10 protein-coding genes are annotated in these 14,130 nt (G+C 42.4%); 8 read left to right on the top strand and 2 right to left on the bottom strand.

The features are described 5' to 3' along the window. Positions 1 to 177 precede the first annotated feature (177 nt). The 3 genes from K1F36_RS13650 (at position 178) to K1F36_RS13640 (ending at position 3,993) form a co-directional block, all read left to right on the top strand. Complete coding sequence (locus K1F36_RS13650) at positions 178 to 2,736, top strand: ATP-dependent Clp protease ATP-binding subunit (RefSeq protein ID WP_220114321.1); 2,559 nt, start codon at positions 178 to 180, stop codon at positions 2,734 to 2,736. A 201-nt stretch (positions 2,737 to 2,937) separates the two neighbouring features. Next, positions 2,938 to 3,378, top strand: coding sequence for a BLUF domain-containing protein (locus K1F36_RS13645; protein WP_220114320.1), 441 nt, complete (start codon positions 2,938 to 2,940; stop codon positions 3,376 to 3,378). Between the two features lie 195 nt (positions 3,379 to 3,573). Further along, on the top strand, positions 3,574 to 3,993 hold the full coding sequence (locus K1F36_RS13640; RefSeq protein ID WP_207036788.1) for an STAS/SEC14 domain-containing protein: 420 nt from the start codon (positions 3,574 to 3,576) through the stop codon (positions 3,991 to 3,993). On the opposite strand, the gene K1F36_RS13635 is transcribed toward K1F36_RS13640, so the two are convergent. Beyond that, complete coding sequence (locus tag K1F36_RS13635; RefSeq protein ID WP_220114319.1) at positions 3,990 to 5,525, bottom strand: NAD(P)H-hydrate dehydratase; 1,536 nt, start codon at positions 5,523 to 5,525, stop codon at positions 3,990 to 3,992. The two genes, K1F36_RS13640 and K1F36_RS13635, sit on opposite strands and share 4 nt — an antisense overlap. 258 nt (positions 5,526 to 5,783) lie before the next feature. Between K1F36_RS13635 and thrA the strand changes: the two genes are divergently transcribed. From thrA to thrC, 3 genes are read left to right on the top strand one after another with little or no spacing between them, the layout of a single operon-like run. After that, positions 5,784 to 8,228: a bifunctional aspartate kinase/homoserine dehydrogenase I gene (thrA, locus tag K1F36_RS13630; RefSeq protein WP_220114318.1), complete on the top strand. Its 2,445-nt coding sequence runs from the start codon at positions 5,784 to 5,786 to the stop codon at positions 8,226 to 8,228. A 3-nt stretch (positions 8,229 to 8,231) separates the two neighbouring features. Continuing rightward, positions 8,232 to 9,155, top strand: coding sequence for a homoserine kinase (locus K1F36_RS13625; protein WP_220114317.1), 924 nt, complete (start codon positions 8,232 to 8,234; stop codon positions 9,153 to 9,155). Between the two features lie 4 nt (positions 9,156 to 9,159). Next, positions 9,160 to 10,455, top strand: coding sequence for a threonine synthase (thrC, locus tag K1F36_RS13620; RefSeq protein WP_220114316.1), 1,296 nt, complete (start codon positions 9,160 to 9,162; stop codon positions 10,453 to 10,455). On the opposite strand, the gene K1F36_RS13615 is transcribed toward thrC, so the two are convergent. Beyond that, complete coding sequence (locus tag K1F36_RS13615; protein WP_220114315.1) at positions 10,452 to 12,068, bottom strand: aminopeptidase P family protein; 1,617 nt, start codon at positions 12,066 to 12,068, stop codon at positions 10,452 to 10,454. The genes thrC and K1F36_RS13615 overlap by 4 nt on opposite strands. 140 nt (positions 12,069 to 12,208) lie before the next feature. On the opposite strand from K1F36_RS13615, the gene gcvT reads away from it, so the two are divergent. Together gcvT and K1F36_RS13605 are read left to right on the top strand one after the other, a co-directional pair. After that, a complete protein-coding gene (gene gcvT / locus K1F36_RS13610) occupies positions 12,209 to 13,297 on the top strand; it encodes a glycine cleavage system aminomethyltransferase GcvT (RefSeq protein ID WP_220114314.1) in 1,089 nt (362 codons plus the stop codon). A gap of 7 nt (positions 13,298 to 13,304) precedes the next feature. Then, positions 13,305 to 14,123, top strand: coding sequence for a sugar nucleotide-binding protein (locus K1F36_RS13605; protein ID WP_220114313.1), 819 nt, complete (start codon positions 13,305 to 13,307; stop codon positions 14,121 to 14,123). The last annotated feature ends 7 nt before the right edge of the window (positions 14,124 to 14,130 follow it).

Genomic DNA, 14,130 nt, shown 5'->3' with positions numbered 1-14,130 from the left:
TTATTAAAAATTTTATCAACATTACAGGTATTATCAACAATGCGATAATAAAGCTTTGTTAAATACCCAGAAAACATGAATTATTCCGACATTTACCACTACTTTATCGAATTAGGGTACGGTATTTGACCACCATAACAATACTTTTATTAATTTTAATTGCTGAAAAAGAAACGTATGGACGACAATTTTTCCCCCCGCGTAAAGGACGTTATAGCATACAGCAAGGAAGAAGCCCTTAGACTGGGCCATGATTTTATTGGCACGGAACACCTTATGCTAGGTCTTTTAAGAGACGGAAATGGCAAAGCCATAAATATATTGGATGCACTCGATGTGGATTTGGACCACCTGCGCAGAAAGGTGGAAATTCTTAGCCCCGCGAATCCAAATACAGGAACGATGCAGAAGGACAAGAAAAATCTTCATTTGACCCGCCAAGCGGAAAGAGCATTGAAGACAACTTTTTTGGAAGCAAAGCTATTCCAGAGTTCTTCTATAAACACCGCTCACCTGTTGCTCTGCATCCTAAGAAACGAGAATGATCCAACAACCAAGTTGTTGCACAAACTGAAAGTGGACTACGACAATGTCAAGGAACAGTTCAAATCCATGATCACCAGTGACGATGACTACATAGATACCCCACAAGCGGAATCTTTTCCCGGGGACACAGATGATATGGGAGATAGCAAAGAAGGCTCTTTCGGTTCCGGAGGCGCTGCACAAAAAGGAAATAAAAAATCCAAGACCCCTGTTCTAGACAATTTTGGACGCGACCTTACCCGTTTGGCCGAAGAGAACAAATTGGACCCCGTTGTGGGAAGGGAAAAGGAAATTGAACGTGTTTCCCAAATATTGAGCAGACGTAAAAAGAACAATCCGCTGCTTATTGGCGAACCTGGGGTTGGTAAGAGTGCCATTGCCGAAGGTCTGGCACTGCGAATCATCAACAAAAAGGTTTCGCGCATACTTTACAACAAGCGTGTAGTGACCTTGGACCTTGCCTCTTTGGTGGCAGGTACCAAATACCGTGGACAGTTCGAGGAGCGCATGAAAGCTGTGATGAACGAGCTGGAAAAAAACGATGATATCATCTTGTTCATTGATGAGATACACACTATTGTCGGCGCAGGCGGAGCAACTGGAAGCCTGGACGCCTCCAATATGTTCAAACCCGCCTTGGCAAGAGGTGAAATTCAATGTATCGGAGCCACAACGCTGGATGAGTACAGGCAATACATAGAAAAAGACGGTGCCTTGGAGCGTCGCTTCCAAAAGGTAATGGTAGAACCCACTACCGTGGAAGAGACCATCGAAATATTGATGAACATTAAGGGCAAGTACGAAGAGCACCACAATGTTAATTATACGGACGAGGCTATTTTGGCCTGTGTAAAATTGACCAACCGTTACATGACGGATCGTTTTCTTCCCGACAAGGCCATTGACGCCTTGGATGAAGCTGGGTCAAGAGTACACATCGTCAACATGGATGTTCCCAAACAGATCTTGGAACTGGAAAGCCAGCTCGAAGATGTTCGAGAACTCAAAAACAGCGTTGTCAAAAAACAGAAATACGAAGAGGCCGCCAAGCTAAGAGACGATGAAAAACGTTTGGAAAAAGATTTGGCAACCGCTCAAGAACGCTGGGAAGAAGAAAGTAAACTTCATAGAGAAACCGTATCAGAGGACAATGTTGCCGATGTGGTTTCCATGATGAGTGGCATCCCTGTTAACAGAATAGCACAGACCGAAAGCAACAAATTGGCCGAACTGCCCAATCTTATCAAAGGATTTGTAATCGGTCAGGATGAAGCCGTATCCAAGGTAGCAAGGGCAATCCAGCGTAACCGTGCCGGACTTAAGGACCCGAACAAACCCATTGGCTCATTCATTTTCTTGGGCCAAACTGGAGTTGGAAAAACCCAATTGGCAAAAATTTTGGCCAAAGAGCTATTTGATTCCGAAGATGCCTTGATCCGAATAGATATGAGCGAATACATGGAGAAATTCGCCATTTCAAGATTGGTAGGAGCACCTCCCGGATATGTAGGTTACGAAGAAGGCGGACAGCTGACTGAAAAAGTACGCCGCAAGCCTTACTCTGTGATTTTATTGGACGAAGTGGAGAAAGCTCATCCCGATGTATTCAATATGTTGCTTCAAGTATTGGATGATGGCTTCCTTACTGATAGCCTTGGGCGTAAAATCGACTTTAGGAATTCTATAATCATTATGACTTCCAATATTGGTGCAAGACAATTGAAGGATTTTGGACAGGGCGTAGGATTTGGTACCGCAGCAAAAAAGGCACAGGCCGACGACCACCAGAAAAGTGTCATCGAAAATGCCTTGAAAAAAGCATTTGCACCGGAATTCTTGAACAGGATAGACGATGTAGTCGTTTTCAATGCCTTGGAAAGAGAGGATATCCACAAAATCATTGATATAGAACTGAACAAGCTCTACAAAAGAATCAAGGAAATCGGTTACGATTTAAATCTATCCGACAAGGCCAAGGACTATATTGCCGACAAAGGTTTTGACAAGCAATATGGAGCAAGGCCCCTAAAGAGAGCAATCCAAAAGTATATCGAGGATTCATTGGCAGAGGAAATCGTGAATTCCAAACTGGAGGAAGGTGACAGTATTTTTATGGACTTGGATGAGAGCAAAGAGGAGCTTACCATCAAAATTAAAAAAGCTGAAAAATCTCCAGAAGCTGAAAAATAATAATTGTGATAAATTAAGGATAAGCCGGCAATAGCCGGCTTTTTTATGTTCAATCTACCCCATCCATACACTATAACCAACCATATAACACTTATAAACCCACCACAATCCGTATCCATGTCAAAAAAATCATAATTCGGTCAAACCGCTTGCCCATTGCCGAGTAAAAAATTATGTTTGGAATTTATTCGCAACTAACCAATGACCTATACACTAACCTACGAATCGGAAATCGTAAAACCAATGGACAGCCATGAGATGGGCCTTCTATTAGAACAATCCCGCAACAACAACAAACGCGACAATATAACAGGTTGCCTTATTTACTACATGGGTGGATTTATCCAAGTTCTCGAAGGGGAAAAGACAAAAGTTCTTGAATTATACGAAAAGATAAAGTTGGATGAGCGCCACAAGAACGTACATATGTTTTCCGAAGATGACAATGTGGAAAGAAGCTTCCCTAATTGGGGGATGGCTTACTACCCTATTGATGCCAACACAACGAACAAAAGTGAGTTTGAACAGTTCAAGAGAAACTTATTGCTTTTAGCTGATTTTACCGTACCAAAGCATCTTACTGCAAAATTATTCTGGGACAGGACAAAGTTTTTAATCACAAATCCACCAGAAGACCTTTAAGCCAAATCTTAAAATATTGTGCTAGAAAAAAGGTTTTTAAAATAGTGTTTTAAAACAGTCAAAGATTGTGCTAAACCATGTTTTATGACCAGGATGTACCATACATAAGATATTTTAGCGTTTAATCTATTATTTTTCCATCAGCCTCCCCTCCCCTCTAATTTCGTAGACGAGACACTATAATTACATTTGGGGATGAAAATAACTTCTAAAAAGAAGACCGTAGTGGTACGCGAGTACCAGCTGGAGGTAGGGACCGTACAGGTTTATCAAAATTACATGGTTGCTTCCTTCAACGAGGGCGCCACAATTACATTGGAAAGAACATATCAAATCATCGGAATATCAGAGATTCACTTTAGAGACCGAGATTTTGGCTATATCAGCTTAAGAAAAAACTCCTACGCAATCGACCCCACCGTTTACAACTACCTTAGAGGTCTTGATAACCTAAAGGCCTTTGCCATAGTTTCCAAAAAGGAGATAGACATGCATAATTTCAATATTGAAAAAATGTTCTATAAAAAGCCCATGGAATTCTTTATTGAGTTTGATAACGCCCTGGCATGGGTCCAAAAAAGACTTAAGATCAATATAGGGGACAAAAAATCCTAATTGCCCTCATTCTGTTCAATTTCTGGTTGACGGAGCAAATCAGCATAGGCATCCCCAATACTATCTACCAAAATTGAGGCCTTTAAAGCTTCGTATCCTTTTTTGGAAGCTCCCACATCTCCTGCCAATCCGTGTAAATAAACACCAAATATTGCTGCTTCTACGGACGGATATCCCTGTGCCATAAGACCGGTTATCATGCCCGTTAGCACATCACCACTTCCAGCAGTTGCCATACCGGGATTTCCGGTAGTGTTCACATAACCTTTGCCATTATATATAGTAATCGTATGGGCGCCTTTGATCACAATCACCAAATTATGCTGCAGGGCAAATTCTTTGGCCTTTTCCAACTTTTCAAAATCGGATTCCCAATGGCCAATCAACCGTTCCAGCTCCTTTGGGTGGGGCGTCAGCACAGATAATTGAGGAACATCCTTCAACAGTTCTGGGTTCTTCGATAAAATATTCAACCCATCCGCATCGATGACCATAGGTAATTTAATCTTCTTTAAGAATGAAGAAAAAGCATCAATCGTATCATCATCCTGTCCAATACCAACTCCTATCCCCACAACCGATGGTTCAAAAGGAATTTCTATCCTTGAAATATTCTTGTCCCTGGAACCAGTGAGCACCATCACTTCAGGGACTGCTGTTTGCAAGGAATCATATCCGCACTTTGGAACAAAAGCGCTGACCAATCCGCTTCCCACACTCAAACAGGCATTGCTTGCCAATTGCACAGCTCCTATCTTGCCATAGCTTCCCCCGACTATAACCGAATGCCCGTAGGTCCCCTTGTGGGAGAACTTTAGCCGGGGGCGATACATGGGCAATACCTCGGGTCGCCCGATCAATTCAAAATCTGCTTCGGTATTGGCAATAAAATCTTGGTTCAACCCAATATCAAGTACTTCCCATTGGTTTAGATATACTCCTGTTTCCGGTAAAAAGAAAATCAGTTTGGGTAATTGAAAACTTAATACATAACTCGCCTGTATCACATAAGAAGTATTCCATGGCGCTCTATCCACAGATAAACCAGAAGGGACGTCCACAGACAGCACAAATGCACGAGAATCATTGATATGTCCAATCAATTTTCCGACCCAATCATCGGGAACCCGGTTCAGTCCAATACCAAAAATGGCATCCACGACTATATCGTTAGGAGAAATCTCCGGTAAATCACTTTCTTTATTGATAAAATCAGGCCACACCTTAAGATCCTTTAACCGCTCCAAATTCAATAAGAAATCTTCTGAGCGCTTGTCACTATAATTCACCACATGGACTTTAATGGAATAACCATGTTCGTGCAACATTCTCGCCAACGCCATCCCGTCCCCACCATTATTCCCGATGCCGCAGAACAATTGAATATTGACTTGGGTGCCCCTTAAACGTGAATGAAGCCATTCGAACAACTGGGCTGCCGCCCTTTCCATAAGCTCTTCACTCTTTATCTGTTCTTTTTGTATTGTGGATTTATCAGCTTGATAGATTTGATCTGCAGAGAAAATTTTCATTCAGCAATAAAAAATGGTTATTTGTGATATTTTCGCAAAAAACAACACCAATGATTTGATGAAGCACACAAAAGTACTACTTTTATCATCTCATTATAGGGCAATGCAGATAAATCAAACGAATATTAACTTTATTTTGATGAATCCTTTTTCATCTACTTTCACTATTACTACTACCACCCCTTTGGGGTAATCTGCTATATATAATTCCGTCCGTTTTTTCAATCTATTTTCAATTTTTCACAACAATATTTTATCATGAAAGTCTTAAAATTTGGAGGCACTTCCGTTGCCAATCCAGAGAATATAAATAAGGTCAAATCTATCCTAAGCAATCAAAGTGAAGGGCAAATCGCCGTTGTGGTCTCGGCATTTGGAGGAATAACCGACCTACTGCTCAAAGCTTCCCGTTCTGCATCCGAACAAGATATCAGCTATACAGAAAGTCTTAAGGAAATCGAGGACAGACATATATCCACTATCAGGGAATTGATTCCCGTGAAATCGCAAAGTGCGGCCTTGAGCAAAGTAAAGAGTGAACTCAATATTTTGGAAACTTTGTTGGAAGGAGCCTTTTTAATAGGCGAGCTTACACCAAAACTATCCGACAAAATTGTAAGCTACGGGGAACTCCTTTCTTCCTTTATCATAAGTGAGTTCCTTAAATCCGAAGGATTGGACGCCGCTTTCAAGGACAGCCGTGAACTTATCAAAACGGATAGCAATTTTGGCAAGGCCAATGTGTACTTTACATTGACCAACACACTATGCCAAGATTTTTTTGCCACTAACAAGAACCAAATAACCATACTACCGGGATTTGTGGCCTCCAGCAAAAGCGGCGACCTGACCACTCTGGGCAGAGGTGGTTCCGACTATACCGCAGCTATTATCGCTGCTGCCGTAGATGCGGATATTTTGGAAATATGGACCGATGTCAGTGGCATGTACACCGCCAACCCAAAATTGGTAAAACAGGCCAAATGCGTAGCCAATATCAGCTATCAAGAAGCAATGGAGCTATCCCATTTTGGTGCTAAAGTGCTTTATCCGCCCACCATTCAACCCGTACTGGGAAAAGAGATTCCCATTGCCATTAAAAATACCTTCGCCCCGGAAGAACCAGGAACATTGATTGCCAAAAACAATAATGGAAATGGAAAAACAGTACGTGGAATAAGCCATGTAGGAAACATTAGCTTGCTTTCATTGGAAGGTCCCGGAATGATAGGTATCCCCGGTATATCTAAACGGTTTTTTGAAACGCTTTCCGTAAAAAACATCAGTATCGTACTAATTACACAAGCATCTTCCGAACATTCCATTTGCGTTGGTATTGCAGATGAGGATGTGGATTTGGCTGCAGAAGCAGTTAACGAAACCTTTGAATTCGAGATATCAACCAAAAAAATCAAGCCTGTTATCGTTGAAAAGGATTTGACTATCGTGGCTCTGGTCGGTGATAACATGAAAAGTCACCAAGGTTTGAGCGGTAAAATGTTCAGCACTTTGGGGAAAAACAATGTTAACATCCGCGCCATCGCCCAAGGTGCTTCGGAACGGAACATTTCTGCAGTCATAAAAAAGGAGGATGTAAAGAAAGCGCTGAACTCGTTGCATGAGACCTTTTTTGAAGAAAACATCAAACAGCTGAACCTGTTCGTGATGGGTGTCGGAAACGTGGGTTCCAAGTTTTTGCAACAGATACGTCAGCAGAAAAAATACTTAAAGGAAGAGTTAAAGCTCAACGTTCGTGTCATTGGCATCAGCAATTCCAGAAAAATGGCTTTTGATGAAAGCGGCATTTCCCTGAAAGACTGGGAGAACATTTTGGAACAAGGAGAGCCGGCGGACAAAGATTCATTTTATGATCGCATCATTTCCCTAAACTACCGTAACAGCATTTTCGTGGACAACACTGCAAATGCCGAGGTTTCCAAAAGCTATTCCAGCTACCTCAAAAACAGTATTTCAGTGGTCACCTGCAATAAAATTGCGTCATCTTCGGATTACGCCTATTACAAGGAACTGAAGCAATTGGCCAAACAATACAACGCCCCATATTTGTTCGAAACCAATGTAGGCGCAGGCTTACCTATCTTGGACACCTTAAAGCACCTGATTGCCTCGGGAGACAAAATCAGGAAAATACAGGCGGTTTTATCCGGCAGTCTGAATTTTGTCTTCAATACTTTTGATGATTCCACTACCTTCCACGATGTGGTAAAACAGGCTCAGGAACAAGGCTATACCGAGCCCGACCCAACCATTGACCTGAGTGGTGTTGATGTGATGCGAAAAATATTGATTTTGGCCAGAGAAAGCGGCCATCAATTGAATATTGATGATATTGAAAATGAAGCCTTTTTACCAAAGGAAAGCCTGGAAACCGACTCCAACAAAGCTTTTTTTGAAAGCTTGAAGAAATATGAGGCCGATTTTCAAAAATTGTACAAGGATGCGGCCGACTCGGATTGCAAATTAAAATATGTGGCCCAATTTGAAGATGGAAAGGCCAAAGTGGGGCTACAGCAAATACCAAAAGGACATGATTTTTATAACTTGGAGGGAAGCGATAATATCGTTCTTTTCTTCACCGATAGATATGTAAACCAACCTTTGATCATTAAAGGAGCCGGAGCAGGTGCCGATGTTACCGCATCGGGTATCTTTGCGGATATAGTTCGAATCGGAAATTTCTAAACGATGGAAAAAATTAAAGTATTCTGCCCGGCAACCATAGCCAACGTATCCTGCGGGTTCGATGTTTTGGGCTTGGCCTTGGATTCCGTCGGTGACGAGATGACCGTTCGAAAAACTACAGAAAAAGGCATTCGCATCACCAAAATATTGGGGCAAGACCTTCCTCTTGAAACCGAAAACAATGTAGCCGGGGTAGCAGGTCTGGCCCTATTGGCCAAAAGCAGCTACCAAGGTGGTTTTGAAATCGAAATCGACAAGCGCATCAAACCGGGAAGTGGTATCGGCAGCAGTGCCGCCAGTTCCACGGGGGCCGTTTGGGCCATGAACGAGCTTTTGGGCAAACCATTTTCTAATTTAGAATTGGTGGAATTTGCCATGCAGGGAGAAAAATTGGCCAGTGATGTGGCCCATGCCGATAATGTGGCCCCAGCAATTTATGGGGGCTTCACTTTGGTTAGGAGTTACGAGCCGCTTGACATTATCCCGATACCAACACCATCGGAACTGTATGCCACGGTAATCCATCCACAAATCGAGATAAAGACCTCGGATTCCCGAAAAATTTTGAAGACCACCATTTCCATGCAACAAGGCATTCGGCAATGGGGAAATTTGGGCGGACTTGTCGCAGGGCTATTCCAAAACGACTACGATTTGATCGGGCGCTCGTTGCACGACCATATTGTGGAGCCCATCCGGTCCATTTTGATTCCTGCTTTTGACGATATCAAAGCAAATGCCATAAAAGCAGGGGCTCTGGGAAGTGGAATCTCAGGTTCCGGACCATCCATTTTTGCATTGAGCAGAGGAGAAGAAACTGCAAAAAAAGTGGCGGAGTCCATGAAAGAAACATATCAAAACATTGGAGTGGATTTTGATATCCATGTTTCCAAAGTGAATAGCCAAGGCGTAAAGAAAATTGCTTAAATCCATGAAATTCTACAGTCTAAATAACCAAAATATTCAAGCTACCTTCAAAGAGGCGGTCATTGCAGGAATAGCTCCTGATAAAGGACTTTATTTTCCAGAAAGTATCATACCGCTTCCTGCTGATTTTTTCGAGAATATTGAAAAACTATCCAACCACGAAATAGCCTTCCAAGCTATTCATCAATTTGTGAGCGAGGACATTCCAGACGAAGCTTTAAAAGACATTATCGCCAATACGTTGGATTTTGATTTTCCCGTAGTCGAAATCGAAGAAAATGTGGCCACTTTGGAACTTTTTCATGGTCCTACAATGGCCTTTAAAGATGTTGGGGCTCGTTTTATGGCCAACTGTCTTGGATACTTTTCACAAGGAGAAAAACAGGATGTTACCGTACTTGTTGCTACATCTGGGGATACTGGTGGTGCCGTTGCCAATGGCTTTTTGGGGGTTGATGGCGTAAAAGTGGTCATTCTCTACCCTAGCGGAAAGGTAAGCGAGATCCAAGAAAAACAATTGACCACGCTTGGACTAAATATTGAAGCCATGGAAGTTGATGGCGTTTTTGATGATTGCCAACGTATGGTGAAGACAGCTTTTCTGGACACCGAAATTACCGACCACAAAAAACTGACCTCGGCCAACAGCATCAATGTTGCAAGGTGGTTGCCACAGTTGTTCTACTTTTTATTCGCTTACAAACAAGCGAAACCAAAAGGAAAGGAAATTGTCTTTTCCGTACCATCGGGAAATTTTGGAAACATTTGTGCGGGGATGGTCGCCCAAAAATTGGGCATGCCCGTCAAACACTTCGTGGCCTCCACCAATGTGAACGATGTGGTACCAAAGTTCATGGAAAGCGGGGTTTACGAACCCATGCCATCCGTGGCAACCATTTCTAATGCCATGGATGTGGGGGACCCCAGTAATTTCGTCCGCATCAGACATTTGTATCAAGATGATTTGGAGACGCTGCAAAAAAGTCTTTCCTCCTACTCCTTTACAGATGAAAACACCAAAGCAATCATGAAAGAGGTGTATTCCAAAACTGGCTACGTGATGGATCCCCATGGTGCCGTCGGTTATCTTGGACTGAAGGAATATCAGAAATCCAACCCGAATACCTTTGGTATTTTCTTGGAAACCGCCCATCCTGTGAAATTTTTGGATGTTGTGCAGGACACCTTGGAAATCAGCCCAAAGATTCCTCCCCAAATCATGAAAGTGATGGACAAAGAGAAAAAATCATATAAAATATCATCTTACGAAGAGTTAAAACAATTTCTTCTTGATGATTAATCCAACTTGGGCAGTTTAAAACTGTCCAAGGGACTGGGTTGTTTCATTATTTTTTCGATTTCCTCAGCCTTTCGCGGTGCCATCCCTGAAAGATTGACGGGACCATTTTCAGTAATCAAGATATCATCTTCGATCCTAACGGCGATGCCCCACCATTTTTCATCGCAATCACTGTTTTCAGGAATATAGATTCCGGGCTCTACGGTGATAACCTGGTTAGGTTTGAAAGTTTGATAAGTCCCAGGGTCGTGCACATCCAATCCCAAATAATGGGATGTCCCGTGCGGAAAATAGGTCCTGGCCTCTTTGGCGTCCTTGATAATGCCTAAATCCATCAATCCCTTTGTCACCACTTGCAAGGCAGCATTGTGCGGCTCACGAAAGGAAGCACCGACCACACTTGCGGCAATGCCCGCTTCCTGCGCATTGTAAACGATATCGTAAATGGCCTTTTGCTCTGGAGAGAATTTTCCATTGGCCGGGATGGTACGGGTCACATCGGCCGTATAACCATGGTATTCCGCTCCCAAGTCCATCAAAACCAAATCGTCGCCGACCTTGGTTTTATTATTTTCAATATAGTGAAGAATACAGCCATTGTGTCCGCCACCTACAATGGATGGGTAGCCTTCGTATTCGGCACCATATCTTTTATAAACGTATTCGTGCACTCCTTGGATCTCGGTTTCTGACATATTGGGGTGCATGGCCTTCATCACCTCAATTTGGCCAACCGCAGAAATTTCAATGGCCTTTTTCAACAGCTTCATTTCCTCTGGGGTCTTATCTTGGCGTAATTCTGCCATTACCTTTGGTAAAATACTGGAATCCAAATTGGTGGAACGTTGAATCACCAGCACCTTATTCTTGATTTCATCACGGATTTCATCATTATTGGCCTCTACAAAATCGTTTAAGATATCATCCTCTTGCAATTCTGGGTAACGCTCCATATACCGCTTTATGGTTTCCGCTACCTCACCACTGTTCTCAGAGTTTGCAGTTGCTATTCGTTTATAAAGGCTATTCCGTGTGGGATTATAATCCGAAGGGTAATTCGCCTTTATCTTAAAGGTTTTGATAAGATCAAATAAATCCGCTTTTCCGGATTTATCCCGATAATCATTCTGGAAATCCACAAATGAAACATTATCAAAGGAAGTAAAATCCAAGGGGAAGTTTTCAAATTCACTTCCATTGTAGACCATATCGAATCCCAATTGTTCCTTCACTCCTTCTACACCCAAGCGTTTTCCTGTCCATTGCTCTGCTCGCGCATCTCTTTCCTGTACATAGAAAATCTCATTGAAAGTATTGCCTGAAGCATCGGTCTGCTCTTCGGAAAAAATAACCAAGACTGCATTGGGCTCCTTATAGCCTGTCAGGTAATAAAAATTGGGGTCTTGATGATACACATAATCAACATCATTGGCCCTATTTCGTTCGGCATTGGCAAAGAGGACCACAGCTGTATTTGTGGGCAATTTTTTCCTAACAGCATCTCTTCTTTCCTTATGAAAATCGGCGGGCAAGTAGTCCGTTGGCAAATTCTGTGAAATTGCCATTGCCCCCACCAACAAAGCGGAGAAAAGGCTCAATATAAATTTTGACATGCTTTTATTTTTTTTCAAAATACGAATTTTGGACATATAATGAGACGCTTGTTGATTCAGTTTTAGGAAAATCATAATATCCAAAAATAAGCGTATCCCTAATTAATTACATAAATTTGCCAATCTTAAAAATAGAGTCAATGAAAAATACTGCCCTTACCAAAACACATGAGGCCCTTGGGGCCAAAATGGTACCTTTTGCCGGTTATAATATGCCTGTTTCCTATGAAGGTGTGAATATTGAGCATGAAACCGTCCGCAAGGCGGTAGGTGTGTTCGATGTGTCCCACATGGGCGAGTTTTTGATAGAGGGCCCAAAAGCTTTGGAGCTGATTCAAAAGGTATCCACCAACGATGCTTCCAAATTGGAGATAGGTAAAGCGCAGTATAGCTGTTTGACCAACGAAACGGGGGGTATCGTAGACGATTTGATTATTTATATGATCAAGGACGAAACCTATCTTTTGGTGGTAAATGCATCCAACATTGACAAGGACTGGCAACATATTTCCAAGTACAACGAAAGTATAGGTGCCGATATGCGCAACCTATCCGATGATTATTCCCTATTGGCCATCCAAGGACCAAAAGCTGTGGAGGCCATGCAATCTTTGACTTCTGTGGATTTGTCGTCCATCAAGTTCTATAATTTTGTAGTAGGAGATTTTGCAGGAATCGAACACGTCATCATTTCCGCCACCGGATACACGGGTTCTGGCGGTTTTGAGATTTATTGTAAGAATTCAGAAGTACAACAGGTGTGGGACAAGGTTTTGGAAGCAGGTACTGATTTTGGCATCAAACCCATCGGTTTGGCCGCTCGTGACACTTTACGTTTGGAAATGGGGTATTGCCTTTACGGAAACGATATCGACGATACTACTTCCCCTTTTGAAGCTGGACTGGGCTGGATTACCAAGTTCACCAAAGATTTTGTGAACAGCGACAATCTCTCCAAAGAAAAGGCGGAAGGATCTAAACGTAAACTGGTCGCCTTCCAAATGGAAGAACGTGGGATTCCCAGAGCTGGTTACCCCATCTTGGATGCCGATGGCAACGAAATCGGGAAAGTAACCTCAGGGACTATGTCTCCTTCGCTTTCCAAAGGAATTGGTTTGGGTTATGTGACTACAGCTCACTCCAAATTGGACACCCCGATTTTTATTCAAATCCGAATCAACAAAGTTCCTGCAACCGTAGTCAAATTACCATTCTACAAAAATACCTAGGTAGCCTTTGGATAAAAAAAAGATATTGATATTAGGTGCAAGTGGATTTGTGGGCAATGCCATATACAAAGAACTCTGCTCCTATTTTGATACCTACGGTACTTACTATTCCAACCGCTCTTTTGCAAAAAACAAGCAATTTATTCGGTACGACTTAGAGGAGGATGATATTTTTCAGGTACTCGAACAGGTTAGGCCCGATGTCATCGTCTCTGCTCTCCGCGGAAATTTTCCTGCACAGATACAGGCTCATCAACATTTGATGGAATATTTGATAAAAACCGATGCCAAGTTATACTTTATTTCATCGGCCAATGTATTCGATGCCTACAGCAAATTTCCATCCTATGAGCAGGACAAAACATTGTCGTTAAGCGTTTACGGTCGTCTAAAAATCAAAATTGAGAACATGATGATGCGGTTGCCCAAGGAAAAGACCGCCATTCTCAGAATCCCCATGGTTTTTGGAAACTTCTCGCCCAGAATCAAGGAAATCAAGGAAAATATAGAGAACAACGAACCTATTGAAGTGTTTCCTAACCTCATCATCAATGTGACCAACGACGATAGGCTTACCCAACAAATCCACTACCTCATCAATCGGAACAAAACGGGCATTCATCATTTAGGCAGCAGCGACCTTATCCAGCATGAGGAATTCATCAAAGAGGTTATTGCACATTTGGGAAATTATCATCCAATCTACAAAAGGGTCTACACCACCAACGAAGACCGATACTTGGCCGCTTTGCCCAAGGATAACTTACTTCCTAAAAATTTACGAGTCAGCTGTCAGGAGATAATCGACCATCATCTTCCCGTATAGTTTTCTT

This window comes from Flagellimonas abyssi (assembly GCF_019457905.1).
GTDB classification, from domain to species: Bacteria; Bacteroidota; Bacteroidia; order Flavobacteriales; family Flavobacteriaceae; genus Flagellimonas; species Flagellimonas abyssi.
Note: the sequence above shows the minus strand (reverse complement) of the source record. Positions and strands in the feature narration are given on the sequence as shown.